This is a genomic window from Bradyrhizobium sp. MI1.7 (genome assembly GCF_055811795.1).
In genome coordinates this window covers 68,026-82,832 of record NZ_JBVVPO010000001.1, presented here as the reverse complement: position 1 = coordinate 82,832, position 14,807 = coordinate 68,026, and the positions used below count along the sequence as shown (strand labels likewise).

The window sequence follows — 14,807 nt, the reverse complement described above, 5'->3', positions numbered from 1 at the left end:
ATATTGGCGATGCGGAGCCTTGGCCGTCTCGCCGGGCCTGCATCGGTTAAGATGGGGCCAATCAAAGTACGTAAGCGAAGGCAGTCAACGACCACGACGGCTCGTATCGTCCCGGGGGGTCGGGTCTACAGGGAACAACACGAGGTTATGCAATGAGTGACATTGGCGAGCGGGTTAAGAAGATCGTGGTCGAACACCTTGGTGTTGAACCCGAGAAGGTTGTCGACGCTGCGAGCTTCATCGACGACCTCGGCGCCGACAGTCTGGACACCGTCGAACTGGTGATGGCGTTCGAAGAAGAATTCGGTTGCGAGATTCCGGACGACGCCGCGGAAACGATTCTCACCGTCGGCGACGCCACGAAGTTTCTCGAGAAGAACGCGAAGAGCTAAGGCTCTTCATTTTCGCGGGGACAACATTGAAACCGGACGGGCCGCTGACCAGCGGTCAGCCGGTTTCTTGTTATTGGCCGTGAATCTTTCGATGCGGAGTTTTCGAATATGAGGCGGGTTGTCGTCACTGGTCTCGGCATGGTGTCGCCGCTCGGCTGCGGCGTCGAACCGACCTGGAAACGCATCCTCAACGGCGAAAGCGGCGCACGCAGGATCGAGAGCTTCGATGTCTCCGATCTTCAGACCAAATACGCCTGCACCGTCGTGCGCGGCGACGGCACGAACGATACTTTCAATCCCGATACCTGGATGGAGCCGAAGGACCAGCGCAAGGTCGACGACTTCATCATCTTCGGCATGGCCGCAGCCGGCCAGGCGCTCGATGATGCCAACTGGCATCCCGAGACCGAAGAGGACAAGTGTGCGACCGGCACCATGATCGGTTCCGGCATCGGCGGCCTCACCGGCATTGCCGAAACCGCGATCCTCCTGAAGGAGCGCGGACCGCGCCGGGTGTCGCCGTTCTTCATTCCGGGCCGCCTCATCAATCTTGCTTCCGGCTACGTCTCGATCGCGCACGGCCTGAAGGGGCCGAACCATTCGGTGGTCACGGCCTGCTCGACCGGTGCACATGCGGTGGGCGACGCCGCCCGTCTGATTGCGCTGGCCGATGCCGACGTCATGGTTGCCGGTGGCGCCGAGTCGCCGATCAGCCGGATCGGCATTGCCGGCTTCAACGCCGCGCGCGCGCTCTCGACCGGCTTCAACGAAACGCCCGAGAAGGCATCGCGTCCCTACGATAAGGACCGCGACGGCTTCGTGATGGGCGAGGGCGCCGGCGTCCTCGTCCTGGAAGAACTCGAGCACGCTCAGCGCCGCGGCGCCAAGATCTACGCCGAGGTGATCGGCTACGGTCTTTCGGGCGATGCCTATCACATCACCTCGCCGTCGCCCGATGGCGATGGCGGCTTCCGCAGCATGTCGGCAGCACTCAAGCGCGCCGGCCTCACGGCATCCGATCTCGACTACATCAACGCCCACGGCACCTCGACACCGCTCGGCGACGAGATCGAGCTCGGTGCGGTCGAGCGGCTGCTCGGCAACGCCGCTTCCAAGGTCGCGATGTCCTCGACCAAATCCTCGACCGGCCATCTCCTCGGTGCCGCCGGCGCGATCGAGGCGATCTTCGCCATTCTCGCGATTCGCGATAATGTCGTGCCGCCGACCATCAATCTGGACAATCCGTCGGTCGAGACTGCGATCGATCTCGTGCCGCACATTGCGAAGCAGCGCGAGGTCAACGTCGCGTTGTCGAATTCTTTCGGTTTTGGCGGTACCAACGCGTCGGTGATCTTCCGCCGCCTGGTTCATTAGTTTGCGTTTGAAACGAATCCACCGTTTTGCCGTATTCAGCGATAGTCATACCCCGTGGGCGCGTGCATTGGCTCGACAAGCGATTGTCTGGCCGCGATTGAACCGGCAGGATTCAGGTTGCTTCGATGAGTGAAAGGCCGCCCATTTCGCCCCGGAGTCCGCGGGCAGCGCTGGAGCCCGAGCAGGTTCCGCCGCCGCCGAGGCGATCGGACCGGGCGCGCAATCCCTTCGTGATCGTCGGCAACGCCATCATCACCCTTCTGCTGATCGCCATGCTGGGCGCCGGCGGCGTCTACTACTACGGCCGGCAATTGCTCGAGGCGCCGGGGCCGCTGAAGGAAGACAAGATCGTCAACATCCCGCAGCGGGCCGGCAAGCGCGACATCGCCGAGACGCTGAACCGGGAAGGCGTGGCCGACGTCAATCCGTGGGTGTTCATCGCCAGCGTCGCCGCGCTGAAGGCGAGCTCGGACCTCAAGCCGGGTGAATATTCGTTCCAGAAGAACGCCTCCTTGCGCGACGTCATCGCCACCATCGTCGAGGGCAAGGTGGTGCAGCATTCCGTCACGATCCCGGAAGGCCTGACCTCCGAGCAGATCGTGGCGCGCCTGTCCGACAACGACATCTTCACCGGCAGCGTCCGCGAATTGCCGCGTGAGGGCACGCTGCTGCCAGAGACCTACAAGTTCCCGCGCGGGACCCCGCGCGATCAGGTGATCCAGCGCATGCAACAGGCGCAAAAGCGTGTGCTGGCCGAGATCTGGGAGCGTCGCAGCCAGGACATTCCGGTGAAGTCGCCGGAGCAACTGGTGACGCTGGCCTCGATCGTCGAGAAGGAGACCGGCAAGCCGGACGAGCGCAGCCGTGTCGCTGCCGTATTCGCCAACCGGCTGAAGCAGAAAATCAAGCTGCAGTCCGATCCGACCATCATCTATGGGCTTGTCGGCGGCAAGGGTACGCTCGGCCGACCGATCAAGCGCAGCGAGATCACGCAGCCTTCGCCCTACAACACCTATGTGATCGAGGGACTGCCGCCCGGCCCGATCTCCAACCCCGGCCGCGCCTCGCTGGAAGCCACCGCCAACCCGGCCCGCACCCGCGACTTCTATTTCGTCGCCGACGGCACCGGCGGGCATGCCTTCACCGAAACCTACGACGCGCACCAGAAGAACGTCGCCAAGCTGCGCGCGATGGAGAAGCAGATCCAGAACGACACGGTCGAGCCGGTCGAGGATGCGCAGCCGCCGGCAGCCGCCGCGCCCGGCGCTGCCGCGGATCCGCCGACCGCGACCACGCCGACGCGGCCCAATCAGCAGAAAAAGCCGCCAGCCGCTCGCCCCGCTGGTCCCGCGCCCGCCCGCCAGGGCGCGGTGCAGCCGTCGCCGCCGGTGGTCCAGCGCTAGGTTCGCGCAGACCTGCCTGCGGGACTTTGCGGATTCCACTTTCCTGCAAAATAGTCTTAAGATTCGCGTGGCCTGATGGGCCTCGCGAATCCTGAGTTTCCGGAGAAATTGACCTGATGGCGCTGTCGTCCATGACCGGCTTTGCCCGAAGCCACGGCGCTAGCGGGCCGTATACGTTCGAATGGGAATTGAAGTCGGTCAACGCCAAGGGCTTTGACCTCAGGGTGCGGTTGCCGCAGGGGTTCGACGAGCTTGAGGCCCACGCCAAGAAGCGCGCCGGCGAGCTTTTGTCGCGCGGCACCGTCTACGCCAATCTCAACGTCAAGCGCGCCAACGCCGCAGCTTCCGTCCGCGTCAACGAGGACGTGCTCAATGCCGTCCTGAAGGCGGCCGCGATGATCGCCGGCAAGGTCGATGCGGTCGCGCCGAGCGTCGACGGCCTGCTCGCCATCAAGGGCGTCGTCGAGGTCGCCGAGCCCGAGGGTGACGAGGAGGAGGACAAGGCCGCGCGTGCCGCGGCTGCGGAGGCCTTCGACAAGGCGCTCGCCGATCTCGTCGAGATGCGCAAGCGCGAGGGCACATCGCTCGGGCAGATCCTGACCCAGCGGGTCGACGAGGTCGAGGTGCTGGCGAGGAAGGCGGAAGCCGCGCCCGGCCGCAAGCCCGAGGCGATCAAGGCGAGACTCGCCGAGCAGATCGCAACCCTGCTCGACACTTCCGACCGTTTCGATTCCGACCGCCTGATGCAGGAGGCGATCCTGATCGCCACCAGGGCCGACATCCGCGAGGAGCTCGACCGCATCGCCTCCCACATCGCACAGGCGCGCGAGCTGATCGGCAAGGGCGGCCCGATCGGCCGCAAGCTCGACTTCCTGGCGCAGGAGTTTCACCGCGAGGTCAACACCTGCTGCTCGAAGTCGAACGATATCGAGCTGACCAATACGGGCCTGGCCATGAAGAACGTGGTCGAGCAATTCCGCGAACAGGTCCAGAATCTGGAGTGATCGATGACGGCGGGCGGGCACGGAACTGACGGTGTCGAGCGGCGTGGATTGATGTTCGTGCTGTCCTCGCCGTCGGGCGCGGGCAAGACGACGCTGTCGCGTCTACTGATCGACCGCATGCCCGGCCTTCGCATGTCGGTCTCCGCGACCACGCGGGCGATGCGGCCCGGCGAGGTCGACGGCCGCGACTACCTGTTCGTCGACAAGGCCAGGTTCGACGCGATGGTGAAGGGCGACGAGCTGCTGGAATGGGCGACGGTGTTCGACAACAGCTACGGCACGCCGCGTGCGCCGGTCGAGGCGGCGCTGTCGGCCGGGCAAGACGTGCTGTTCGACATCGATTGGCAGGGCACGCAGCAGCTCCGCGAGAAGGCGCGCGCGGACGTTGTCAGCGTGTTCATCTTGCCGCCCTCGGCCGCCGATCTCGAGAAGCGGCTGCATTCGCGCGCGCAGGATTCCGACGAGGTGATCCGCAAGCGCATGAGCCGCGCCAGCCACGAGATGAGCCACTGGGCCGAGTACGACTACATCGTCATCAACCACGCGGTCGACGAGGCGTTTGCCGAGGTGCAGTCGATCCTGAAGGCCGAGCGCCTCAAGCGCGAGCGGCGGACTGGCCTCGTTGGTTTCGTACGAGGTTTGCAAGGCCAGCTTCAAGGTTAGGCTTCGCGAGACGCGGTCCTTCCTGCGCCAGCCGTTCCAGCATCGCCGTGATCACGTCGACGTCGACGGCGTCCTCGATCTGCAGATCGTCATCGCGATTGGCCGACTCTTTGCCATTAATGTCGTTGGCCGCGAGCCGGGGGGCCGATGCCTCGATCTCGAACTCTCCGTTGAACATGTTGGCCTCGTCGAGCTCTGCGACCTCGTTGCTGGCTTGGGGCGCCCGCTGATCGACGGCATCGATCGCGTGATCGATCGCCTTGAGCTGCGCGGCCTTGGGCTGTGCGGCTTCGCGCTGGGCAGCTTGGGGACGCGCGGCCGCCTGGGGACGGGCGGCATCGAAATCCACCGGGCGCGGCTGCTGCGCGCGCGGCGCGGCAGTCGGCATCGCCTCGAGCCAGGGTGCGCGGCCGTCGTCGTGCGGCTCCCGATTGTCCCAATTAACGCGACGATCCTGGACGCGGACGCGTCGTCCGCCTGCGAAGCGATAGATGATGCTGGCGAGGAGGCCGGCGAGCGCCAGCGCGCCACCGATCACGAGCAGCAGCGTCTGGAGCGAGCCGGTCGCTTTATCGGTGGTGGCATCTGCCGCGGCAAGCGTGACCGGGGCAGGGGATTTTGACGGCTTCGCGCTCGGCGGCGCAGGCGAGGCGACAGGAGCGGGCGCAGCCTGCGGTGCGGGCGACGGAGCCGCGGCGGAGGCATCGGGCCAGCGCGTGGCGACCGGGGGCTGCTGCGCGTTGCTGTCAGCGGAGGGAGTGGCAGCTTGTTGCATCGGCGCCGGTTTCGCTGGTGCGGGCGCATTCGGCGTCGTCGGCGCGGTATTGCCCTGCGGCGTCAGATATTCGGCGCGTGCGTCCTGCACTGGGTGCTGCTGCGGCGGCGCTGCTGAATCTGCCGTCGGTGCATCGGGCGCAGCCTGCGCGGCCTGCACGGCCTTGGCGCTGTCCTTGCTGCCTTCGGCGCGCAAATACCAGCATTGCCGCTTGCTCCCGCGCTCCAGGCGATAGTACCAATGCTGCCCCTGCGGCGCGACGCCCTTTGGCGAGGCGAGGCAGTCGCTGGCGGCATTTGCCGAGCTCGTTGCCTCCGGCGCATTCTGCGACACGGCGGCCAGTGGTGCGCCGGCGATGATGCTGCCGACAAGCGCAGATATGAACTTCGCGGTGCGGTTGCCCATCCTGGTCTCCCGATTACGCATAACGCAACTCTTTACCTTCCCTTTGTCATCAAAGACTTGGGTGGCAATGAGCCGCAAATCCGGAGAGGATGTGGCTTGAATCGGGCCTGCGCGGTGTTCGTTCCGCCGCGAATTCAGGCGTTTTCGAGGGCTATTGCTTCGCCGAACTCCAGGTTCCGCCGCAGCCGTCGGAGCGGCGCCACGTTCCGGAACCACTGCGGCCCGAGAGCCGGCCCGTGCTGGTAAAGGTCACGCCTTGGCCCTGGCCGAACGTGCTGACCGAGCCGCCCGTGCTGACGGTTCCGCGAACGCCTTCGCCGATGATCTTGCCCGAGCTCACGACGACAGCGCCGCTCGTGCTGCCGCCGCAACCAACGCTGACGACCGCCCAGGCACCGTCGAAACCACCGCCGCCACCTCCACCGCCACCTCCGCTTCGCCGAGGCGACGAGCGTTCCTCGGTCGCCGGCTTGCTCCGGCGTGAGGGCGCGGCCGGTTCGGCCGAGCGGCCTGAAGAAGTATCCTGGCGCGAGCCGGACAGCGACTTTTCGTCGTTGCCGATCGAGCCGCCGGCGCTGCCGGACTGCGCGAAGGCGGACGACGAGGCGAGGGCGAGGTTGAGGAGGGACGCAAGGGCGATCGTACGGACGACGGCATTGGGCATGAGGAAACAATCCGAAATGAAAAAGGTATCAGCGGCCGGAGCCGTCGGCGCAGACGGATCCGATAATGCGGCAAGCTTTGCCAGCCTTGCCGCATTCGTCAAGCGCGGCATCCCTGGCGTGCTGGATGCTGTCGCGCTGGACCAGCGACCAGGACTTGTCTGATATCGCGAACGCGCCGCAGCGGTTGCCGTAGAAGGAGAGCTCGATCGGACATTTGGCGCCGGCGCAATTGCCGCGCGCATCCGCCACCGCCGCGCGCCGCGAGGCGTGGTTCCACGATATGCCCCATTTGCTGCTGTCGGGACCGTACACGATCGAGCCCCACGGCTTCAGATCCTCCATCTTGCGCATCCGCAGCAGCAGGCCTTCGGTTGCCTCGCCCGTCGGCGCCATCGAGATCCGCTGCTGGAGCTTGGTGATCGCACGGGTCAGTCCATCGGGCGTGTCAGGATCGAAATTGAGCTCGTAGAGCCGCTCGCTCAATTCGCTCAGCAGCGCGGCATCGCGCAGCGGCACGCGATCGGGATCGGCGCGCAGCCGATCCGCCGGCAGCGGATCGGGCTGCATCGCGGCGACCTGCGGCGGCGGGCTTTGCGTCGGCGGCACGAAATAGAAGGTGCCGTCGATCGGCGAGGATGACACCCAGGGCTGCTGCGCGCCTGACGTGGCGCGCTTCACGGCGAGGCCGACCTGGTTGAAGGTCTGGAACACGTCGAGGCCCGCGGTCCGGACCGTCGCCGCCAGCGCCTTGGTGTAGGGGCTGTGGCCGTCGCTGCCGTCCTGCGCGACGTTGCCGGGCTGCGTCGCGTAGGAGATCAGCGTGCCCTCCGGCGCGCGCATCTGCGCAAGGCCGCCGTCGGAGGATCGCAGGCCGCGCGAGCCAAACGGGTTGTTGCGGCAGGCGTCGAGGATCACGAGGTTGAGGCGCGTGCCCGATCCCTGCATCTGCCGCAGCACGAGGTTGACGTCGGTCATCTGGAAATCGACATCGGCCTCGCGCGTCGGATTGGCGCCGACAGGCACGAGATAGTTGGAGCCGGCGACCTGCACGCCGTGACCGGCATAATAGAACAGCGCGACGTCGGCGCCCTGGACCTGCCGGCCAAAGCTCTGCACCGCGATGTCCATTGCGCCCTTGTCGAGATCGAGCTGGGCGCGCCCGCCGACCAGCGTGAAGCCGAGTGCGGCAAGCGTCTCCGCCATCAGGCTCGCGTCCTTGGACGGATTGTCGAGCGGCGTGATGTTCTTGTAGGCGGAGTTGCCGACGACCAGCGCAATGCGCTTCTCGGCCGAGGCCGGCGCCGCCCCGGCGATAAGCAGGGCTGCGGCCAGCGCCGCCAGCCCCACGACGCGATTGAAAATCCTCGCGCGCATGAAAACCCCCAAAGCGAAAATTCTTCACGGCAATGACGCCAATCTACCAGCCCGGCGCGCCGGCGAAAAGCGGTGCGACATTCTGTGCAGGGCAATCGCATGGGAGCGTTACAGGCCGTCATGCCCGGGCTTATCCCGGGCCACGCACGCCGGAATGATGAGGGATGGATCGGTGTTTACTTCCAGACCCGCGCCAGCGTCAGCGCCAGACATCCCAGCGCAGTGCCGATCAGCCCCACCATCGCGTAGGACTGCGCGAACACGCCGGTCTGGATGAAGACCTGACAGGCGATGGCGATGCAGATCGCGGCCAGCAGCAGGCAGGCGCAGCCAACGATGATAGACAGATAGCATATCGCGGTTGCGACGGGCCCTGCGGGTGATGCGGGATCGTTCATGCAGGGTTACAACGGCGCGGCCGGCGGCGGTTACTCCGCCGCGGCGTGCACGCAAGAGCATCAGTCGCGGGCGCAGCAATCGACAAGTGCGCGCCAGATGCGCTGAACTTCGATGGTCCGCTGCAGCTCAAGGACGTGGTTCTCGCTTGCATGAGAGGACTTTTCCTCCAGTCGTGATTCACGTGGTGCGATCCAGCGCTCGGATATCGGATCGTACCACTTGCCGAGATTGACCAAGTTCGTGTCTCCTCTCTTCGTTCCCCCTGGTCCTGACTATCCCATGCGCCTGTTCGTGGTGTTCTGGGTGATGTTGCCGTGCTCGGCCTGCTCGCGAATGTTCTGCTTCTCGTCGTCGCGATGGCCCTTGGTGGTGTCGAGCGGAATTGACGGCGTGCTGCCGGAACCCTTGTGGCTCTGGTTCTCCGCGGGAACAGGCTTGACCGTTTTCGTCAGCGGCTTCGTCATGGGCTTTGACTCCGTCGTTGCCTCACGAGATGCCAACGCATGGGACATTCGCGGCGTTCCAATTGGTGGTCTGATGTGATCGGTGCGGAGGCGACGGGAAGGGCTGTCAGCGAAACCGCCGTGTCACCATTGCGAGCACGAAGACCGGCTCGCTTCCGTCAAACACGCTGAGCGTCCAGCTGTCGCCGGGGCGCAGCGCATGCTCGACGTCGCGGGAGAGGCGGACGGCTTCGCGCCAGGCGGCATCGTCGTCGAGGAGCGTTTCACCGGTCGTGTCGGTGTGAGGTTGCTGGCCCTCGAAATGAAAGAAGTAGCGCGCCATGTCGGGCAATGCGGGCCACGCGAATATGTTCCGGCTGCGCGGATCGTTCTAGCCCGCCGCGCGTCCCAGCACTTCGCGAAAGTGCTTCTTCACCGCACCGTTGCAGGTGCAGGCGCTTGTCTCGAGTGCCGGCGCATCGAGAATCAGGATGGCACCGCGGCGGGGCGCGAGGATGCGCCTGGCCTTGAAGGTCTGGATGACGCGGCTGGCATAGCTGCGGGAGACGCCGAGCATGCCGGCGAGCTGCTCATGGGTGAGGCGGATTTCGTCGCTGCCGATATGCTCTCGGGCCGCGATGATCCATTTGGCCGCGCGTTGCTCGATCGAATGCGCCGCGTTGCAGGCCGCTGTCTGGAGCAGCTGTGCGAACTGGCAGGCCGCGTAGCGCGAAAAAATCTCCTGCATGCTGGGCGATCGCTGCTGCGCCTGCTCGAGCGCGCGCAGCGGCAGGCGGACCAGCGTGCCGCCGACCTTCACGACGACGCGGGAAAAGGCCGGCGATGGGCTGCGGCCTGCGGAAAGACCGACCCCGCCCTCGCGGCCCACCAGGAGACTTTCGACCTCGCGGTCATCCTCAACCGGCACCGCGAACGACACGAACGCAGGGCCGCAGGGGAAGTGGACGACGGAGATGCCGTCGCCGGCGTGATGCAGAACGTGGTTCGCGGCGACCTCGACCGATTGCAGGTGCGGCGCGAGCAGCTCGAAATCCTGGGCGCTGAGCCTTCGCAGCAGATCGTTCCTGGGCCGGCCGGTCACTCTTCTTGTCTCTGGGCTCTTCGTTGGCCGGGAATCGGCGTCTCCAGGAAAAACCCTACGTTTCCGCGCAGGAACCGACAGTTCCAAAGTGAACACAAGTGTTTGCGGGAAACCGAAAAGTTCGCAGCAGCGAGGCGTCGCGCCGTCCGGCGTTGCCCGCAGGACACGCTGCGAACTTTGTTCTCATCCGGAGAACTACGGAATCTCCAAATGAGCCAGCGCTTGTGGGGCGCCGCGGGCTCTTATCCGAGACGGATCTGGCGTTCGGCCAGGAGGCGGCTTTGGGCCACCTGCTTGCGGTAGGCACCGATCGCGTTGTTGGCGAGCATCAACTGCCGGCGCTCACCGGTCCTGAGCTGCGCTTCGATGGCATCCAGAATGGTGTTGGCGGTCTCGTCCGGAGGCCCGAGCTCGCCGCTCTGCTCCAGGAAACTCCAGGCGATGAAGAATGCGCTTTCGACGGTGCAACGAATGGACATGCGCTGCCAACGCGGTGTGGCCGCAGCCGTTCCGCGCGGCGACGTGCCTTCAGCGCGCGGGCTGGATTCTCGCTACTTCAGCGAGGTGCTGATCGAGCCGAACTTCAACTTCAACGACGAGCCGAGATTGTTGACCACGGCGATGATCGCGAGCGCGATGCCGGCTGCGATCAGGCCGTATTCGATCGCAGTGGCTGCGATTTCATCGGCCAGGAAGCGGCGGATGGTCTGCATGGCCTCACCAGAATTCCAAAGAGAAAGCTGGCGAGGACTTTAGTTCGCGATGTGCCGGTTCCCCTATTTGGAACCGGGGCTTGGATCAATTCCGGGCTAATTCGGCGGAGGAAAAAACGGCGGCGAGACCTCATCCCGCCGCCAAGCCTGTCCAGATGTTCCGGCGCGTCAGTTCTTCAGCACGATGCGGCCGACGACCTTGCCGGCGCGCAATTCGTCGATCCATTTCTGGACGTCGCCCATCGGCTCCTCGCGCATCGGCGTCGGCTTGATCTTGCCGGCGCGGGCGAGCGCCATCAGCTCCTGGGCTTCCGCGAGCGTGCCGACCATGAAGCCTTCGACGGTCAGGCGCTTGTAGACCCATTGCACCATCGGCAGGGTGAACTGGCCGCCCATCAGGCCGGAGACGACGACCTTGCCGCCGCGCGCGGCGACCGCCACGGCAAAGGCCATCGACTTCTCATTGCCGGCGAAATCTACCACCTCGTCGAAGCCGCCCTCGGTTTCCTTCAGGATGCGCTTGATCACGTCGGGCTCGGACGGATCGTAGGCGACGGCTGCGCCGTTCTTCAGCGCGGTCTCGCGTGCGGCCGGCGAGAGATCGGCCACCGTGATCGGCTGCTTGAACATCGCCTGCGCGAACGACAGGCCCATCATGCCGACGCCACCGAGACCGATCAGCAGCAGATTGCGCTGGCGCGGGCGGTCGACCAGGCGCTTGAGCGCGCCGTAGGCGGTCACGCCGGAGCACATCAGGGTCGCGGCCTGGTTGACGGGCAGGGGATCGTAGTCGAGCAGGTACTTTGCGTCGGGCACCAGCACGTGGGTGGCGAAGCCGCCGTCGATGGAGACGCCGAGGAAGCGCTGTTTCGCGCAAAGGTTCTCGTCGCCATTGGCGCAGTCGCGGCACTGGCCGCAGCCGATCCACGGGAACACCGCCTTCTTGGCTCCGACAAGGTTCGCCGGCACGTCCGAGCCGACTTCGTCGACCACGCCCGCGATCTCGTGGCCGAGCGTGAAGGGCAGCGTCATGCCGCGCGTGGTGTCGAGCTTCTTGCCGCCGCCGAGATCGGCATAGCCGTCCTGGATGTGCAGGTCGGAATGGCAGAGGCCGCAGCGCTCGATGCGCACCAGCACTTCGGCGCCTTTCGGCTTCGGCGTGTCGACGATGGTCTCGCACAACGGCGCATCGAACTTGACCAGGGACTGCCGACGCATCAACGCCATATTCCTTCCTCCGAAATTCCTGTTATCCAGCTTGCTTTCGTATATCCGCCAATTCACGCGCCATGGCAACAAAGCCTGATATCGGGATGGTCTCGGCACGCCGCGTCGCATCGACACCTGCGGCCGCGGCAAGGCGAGCGGGATCCGCTTGAAGCGATTTCAGGCTTTGTCGCAGCATTTTTCGGCGCTGCCCGAAAGCGGCGGCTGCGACCTGTTCGAGCAGCTTGCGATCGCAAGGCAGGGGCTCTGCGCGCGGCACCAGCCGCACGACGGAGGAGGTGACCTTCGGCGGCGGCACGAAGGCCGACGGCGAAATGTCGAACAGGATCTTCGTCTCGCAGCGCCAGTTGGCGAGCACGCCGAGGCGGCCATAGGCCTCCTCGTCCTCGCGCGCCACGATCCGTTCACCGACCTCGCGCTGGAACATCAGGACCATCATGTCGTACCAGGGCGGCCAGGGGTCGGTCGTGAGCCAGCCGATCAGGAGCTGGGTCGCGATGTTGTAAGGCAGGTTCGCGACGATCTTGGTTCTTTCGCCATTGAGCAGCGGACGCGGGTCGAAGGTCATGGCATCGCCATGCACGATCTCGAGCCTATCAGGGTAGCGCGCGGAAATATCCTGCAAGGCAGGGATCGCGCGCTCGTCATGCTCGATGGCGATGACGCGTTTGGCGCCGAGCGCGAGCAACGCGCGCGTCAACCCGCCCGGGCCGGGACCGATCTCGACGATGGTGGAGTCCTCGAGCGGCGCGGCGGCACGCGCGATGCGCGCGGTGAGATTGAGGTCGAGCAGGAAGTTCTGCCCCAGCGATTTGCGTGCCGACAGTGCGTGCTGGCGAATGATCTCGCGAAGCGGCGGGAGGTCGTCGATCGCGCTCATCAGCTTTGCGCAGCCGCCATGCGGCTTGCGAGCTTGAGCGCGGCGATCAGGCTTGCCGGATTGGCCTTGGCCGTGCCGGCAATGTCGAACGCGGTGCCGTGATCGGGCGAGGTGCGGATGAAGGGCAGGCCGAGGGTGACATTGACCGCGTCGTCGAAGGCGACCGTCTTGATCGGGATCAGCGCCTGGTCGTGGTACATGCAGACGGCGCAGTCATAGGTGCTGCGTGCGGCCTCGTGGAACATGGTGTCGGCAGGGAGCGGTCCCTTCGCCTCGATGCCGTCGCTACGCAACGCTTTGAGCGCTGGTGCAATCACGGTCTGCTCCTCGTGGCCGAGCGAGCCGTCCTCTCCGGCATGCGGGTTGAGGCCGGAGATCGCGATGCGCGGCCCTTCGATGCCGAAGCGGGATTTCAGCTCGGTCGCGACGATGCGCACGGTCGAGACAATGAGCTCGCTGGTGAGCTGGGCCAGCGCATCGCGCAAGGAGACGTGGATGGTCACGGGCACCACGGCGAGCCGCGGCGACCACAGCATCATCACCGGCTGCGGCACGCGGCCGTTCTCCGCGGCGAGCTCGGCGAGGTATTCGGTGTGGCCGGGATGGCGGAAGCCTGAGCGGTAGAGCACGCTCTTGGCGATCGGGTTGGTGACGACGGCGCCGGCGCGGCCTTCACGGACGTCGGCGACCGCCTGCCGGATCGAAGCGAGCGCGGCCGGCGCGCTCGCTTCATCGGGCTTGCCGGGCTCGGCTGTCGCACTCTCACCCGTTGCGACCACGGGCAGGGCCTCGGTGAAGACGGCTGCGGCCTCGCCGGCGCTTACCGAGGCAATCCGGATATCGGCGCCGAGGGCCTTGGCGCGGCGAGCGACGAAGGCCTCGTCGCCGAGCAGATAGAAGGCGGGCAGGTTCAGTTCGCGGCGTCTGAGCCAGGCTGCGATCGTGATGTCGGGGCCGATGCCGGCGGGCTCTCCCAGGGTCAGGGCGAGGGGCTTCGAAGGCTTGATGGAAGGTTCTAAGGCGAAGTTGGCCATCAGCGGTTGCGATATTCGATCATCGCCGCTTTCCGGAGATCATCGAGATAGGCCTTCTGGGTCTTCTCGTATTTCTCCGAATACATCTTCTCGCGGACCTCGCGCTTTTTCGGCGTGTCGATCATGGTCGGCTTGCGCGAGCACAGCACGACCATCTCGATGCCCGCCTTGGTGACCTCCGGCGCGGTCAGGTGGCCGATCTGGGTGTCGTCGAGCACCTTGCGAAGCGCCTCGGGCAGTTCCGCGGTGGTCTTGGTGACGGTGTCGCGGATGGTGGCGTTCGGCGTTGAGCGGAACAGCGAATTGGCTTCCTCGCAGCTTCCGACACGCGAGCGATAGGTCTCGGCTTCCTTCTGCCGCGTCTCCAGGAACGCCGGGGACGAGCCGCGCGGCACGATCAGCACGATCGGCTGCATTTTGTACTCGGTGCCCTCGATCTGGAGCTTGTCGCCGGTCTGGGCCTGCACGGCCTGCGCGACGTCGCGCTCGCCGACCATCAGCTTCTCCTTGAAGCGGCCGCGTACGAGGCTGGTCCAGACCATCTCGGCCTTCATGCGGCCCTTCAGCGTCTCGGGGCGGACGCCCTTGACCTCGAGCGACTTGGTGAGCTGATCCGGCGTGATGCGCATGCGCTGCGCCATGCCCTCGTAGGACTGGTTGATGTCGGAGATGCCGGGGTCGACGCCGTATTTCTTGCCTTCCTTGAGCTTCACCTTGTCGTCGATCAGCTCGTTGATGACGTCCTGGCGGCTCGGGGTCTTCTGCGTGGTCAGCTGGTCGAGCTTGGAGCGCTGCTCGATGTCGAAATCGGTGATCGGGTCGCCGTTGACCATCACGACGATGTTCTGCGCGCGCGACGGCGCGGGCAGGCCGGTGAGGATCAGCCCGGCACCGATGGCGAGGAGGAGGCGAAAAACAGGCAATTGGGTCGTCATGATTATCGCTCGCATGTCA

The 14,807-nt window shown here is 65.5% G+C and carries 19 protein-coding genes; 5 read left to right on the top strand and 14 right to left on the bottom strand.

Features of this window, described 5'->3' with window-relative positions; genetic code table 11:
* Positions 1–152 precede the first annotated feature (152 nt).
* The 5 genes from AC0L3X_RS00375 (at position 153) to gmk (ending at position 4,836) form a co-directional block, all read left to right on the top strand.
* Positions 153–392, top strand: a complete 240-nt coding sequence (locus tag AC0L3X_RS00375) for an acyl carrier protein (RefSeq protein WP_008130699.1) — start codon at positions 153–155, stop codon at positions 390–392.
* Between the two features lie 108 nt (positions 393–500).
* Positions 501–1,766: a beta-ketoacyl-ACP synthase II gene (fabF, locus tag AC0L3X_RS00370; protein WP_354131197.1), complete on the top strand. Its 1,266-nt coding sequence runs from the start codon at positions 501–503 to the stop codon at positions 1,764–1,766.
* A 125-nt stretch (positions 1,767–1,891) separates the two neighbouring features.
* The gene (gene mltG / locus AC0L3X_RS00365) at positions 1,892–3,169 is read left to right on the top strand and encodes an endolytic transglycosylase MltG (RefSeq protein ID WP_473316074.1); all 1,278 of its coding nucleotides are present in this window, start codon (positions 1,892–1,894) and stop codon (positions 3,167–3,169) included.
* 116 nt (positions 3,170–3,285) lie between these two features.
* A complete protein-coding gene (locus tag AC0L3X_RS00360; protein WP_063983695.1) occupies positions 3,286–4,173 on the top strand; it encodes a YicC/YloC family endoribonuclease in 888 nt (295 codons plus the stop codon).
* A gap of 3 nt (positions 4,174–4,176) precedes the next feature.
* Entirely contained in the window at positions 4,177–4,836 is a 660-nt protein-coding gene (gene gmk / locus AC0L3X_RS00355; RefSeq protein ID WP_071914659.1) for a guanylate kinase, read from the top strand.
* Here gmk and AC0L3X_RS00350 read toward each other — a convergent pair.
* From AC0L3X_RS00350 to AC0L3X_RS00285, 14 genes are all read right to left on the bottom strand, one after another.
* Entirely contained in the window at positions 4,769–6,016 is a 1,248-nt protein-coding gene (locus tag AC0L3X_RS00350; RefSeq protein ID WP_354131200.1) for a hypothetical protein, read from the bottom strand. The two genes, gmk and AC0L3X_RS00350, sit on opposite strands and share 68 nt — an antisense overlap.
* 151 nt (positions 6,017–6,167) lie before the next feature.
* The gene (locus AC0L3X_RS00345) at positions 6,168–6,680 is read right to left on the bottom strand and encodes a hypothetical protein (protein WP_063983692.1); all 513 of its coding nucleotides are present in this window, start codon (positions 6,678–6,680) and stop codon (positions 6,168–6,170) included.
* A 28-nt stretch (positions 6,681–6,708) separates the two neighbouring features.
* Positions 6,709–8,055, bottom strand: coding sequence for a caspase family protein (locus AC0L3X_RS00340; RefSeq protein WP_247311389.1), 1,347 nt, complete (start codon positions 8,053–8,055; stop codon positions 6,709–6,711).
* 176 nt (positions 8,056–8,231) lie between these two features.
* Complete coding sequence (locus AC0L3X_RS00335; protein ID WP_354131201.1) at positions 8,232–8,453, bottom strand: hypothetical protein; 222 nt, start codon at positions 8,451–8,453, stop codon at positions 8,232–8,234.
* Positions 8,454–8,513: 60 nt separating this feature from the next.
* Positions 8,514–8,690 carry a hypothetical protein gene (locus AC0L3X_RS00330; RefSeq protein ID WP_354131202.1) on the bottom strand — a complete coding sequence of 59 codons (177 nt, stop codon included), beginning with the start codon at positions 8,688–8,690 and terminating at the stop codon, positions 8,514–8,516.
* Between the two features lie 36 nt (positions 8,691–8,726).
* Positions 8,727–8,918: a hypothetical protein gene (locus tag AC0L3X_RS00325; protein ID WP_354131203.1), complete on the bottom strand. Its 192-nt coding sequence runs from the start codon at positions 8,916–8,918 to the stop codon at positions 8,727–8,729.
* Between the two features lie 106 nt (positions 8,919–9,024).
* Positions 9,025–9,240 carry a DUF6894 family protein gene (locus AC0L3X_RS00320; protein WP_063983687.1) on the bottom strand — a complete coding sequence of 72 codons (216 nt, stop codon included), beginning with the start codon at positions 9,238–9,240 and terminating at the stop codon, positions 9,025–9,027.
* Positions 9,241–9,288: 48 nt separating this feature from the next.
* Positions 9,289–9,999, bottom strand: coding sequence for a Crp/Fnr family transcriptional regulator (locus AC0L3X_RS00315; RefSeq protein WP_354131204.1), 711 nt, complete (start codon positions 9,997–9,999; stop codon positions 9,289–9,291).
* 242 nt (positions 10,000–10,241) lie between these two features.
* Positions 10,242–10,478: a hypothetical protein gene (locus AC0L3X_RS00310; RefSeq protein ID WP_354131205.1), complete on the bottom strand. Its 237-nt coding sequence runs from the start codon at positions 10,476–10,478 to the stop codon at positions 10,242–10,244.
* A 72-nt stretch (positions 10,479–10,550) separates the two neighbouring features.
* Positions 10,551–10,712: a Flp family type IVb pilin gene (locus tag AC0L3X_RS00305; RefSeq protein WP_354131206.1), complete on the bottom strand. Its 162-nt coding sequence runs from the start codon at positions 10,710–10,712 to the stop codon at positions 10,551–10,553.
* 168 nt (positions 10,713–10,880) lie between these two features.
* Positions 10,881–11,939: an alcohol dehydrogenase gene (locus tag AC0L3X_RS00300; RefSeq protein ID WP_063983685.1), complete on the bottom strand. Its 1,059-nt coding sequence runs from the start codon at positions 11,937–11,939 to the stop codon at positions 10,881–10,883.
* A 22-nt stretch (positions 11,940–11,961) separates the two neighbouring features.
* A complete protein-coding gene (rsmA, locus tag AC0L3X_RS00295; protein ID WP_063983684.1) occupies positions 11,962–12,819 on the bottom strand; it encodes a 16S rRNA (adenine(1518)-N(6)/adenine(1519)-N(6))-dimethyltransferase RsmA in 858 nt (285 codons plus the stop codon).
* Entirely contained in the window at positions 12,819–13,853 is a 1,035-nt protein-coding gene (gene pdxA, locus AC0L3X_RS00290) for a 4-hydroxythreonine-4-phosphate dehydrogenase PdxA (RefSeq protein ID WP_473316068.1), read from the bottom strand. The genes rsmA and pdxA overlap by 1 nt, the downstream gene beginning before the upstream one ends.
* Positions 13,853–14,788: a peptidylprolyl isomerase family protein gene (locus tag AC0L3X_RS00285; RefSeq protein WP_208086436.1), complete on the bottom strand. Its 936-nt coding sequence runs from the start codon at positions 14,786–14,788 to the stop codon at positions 13,853–13,855. The genes pdxA and AC0L3X_RS00285 overlap by 1 nt, the downstream gene beginning before the upstream one ends.
* Between the last annotated feature and the right edge of the window lie 19 nt (positions 14,789–14,807).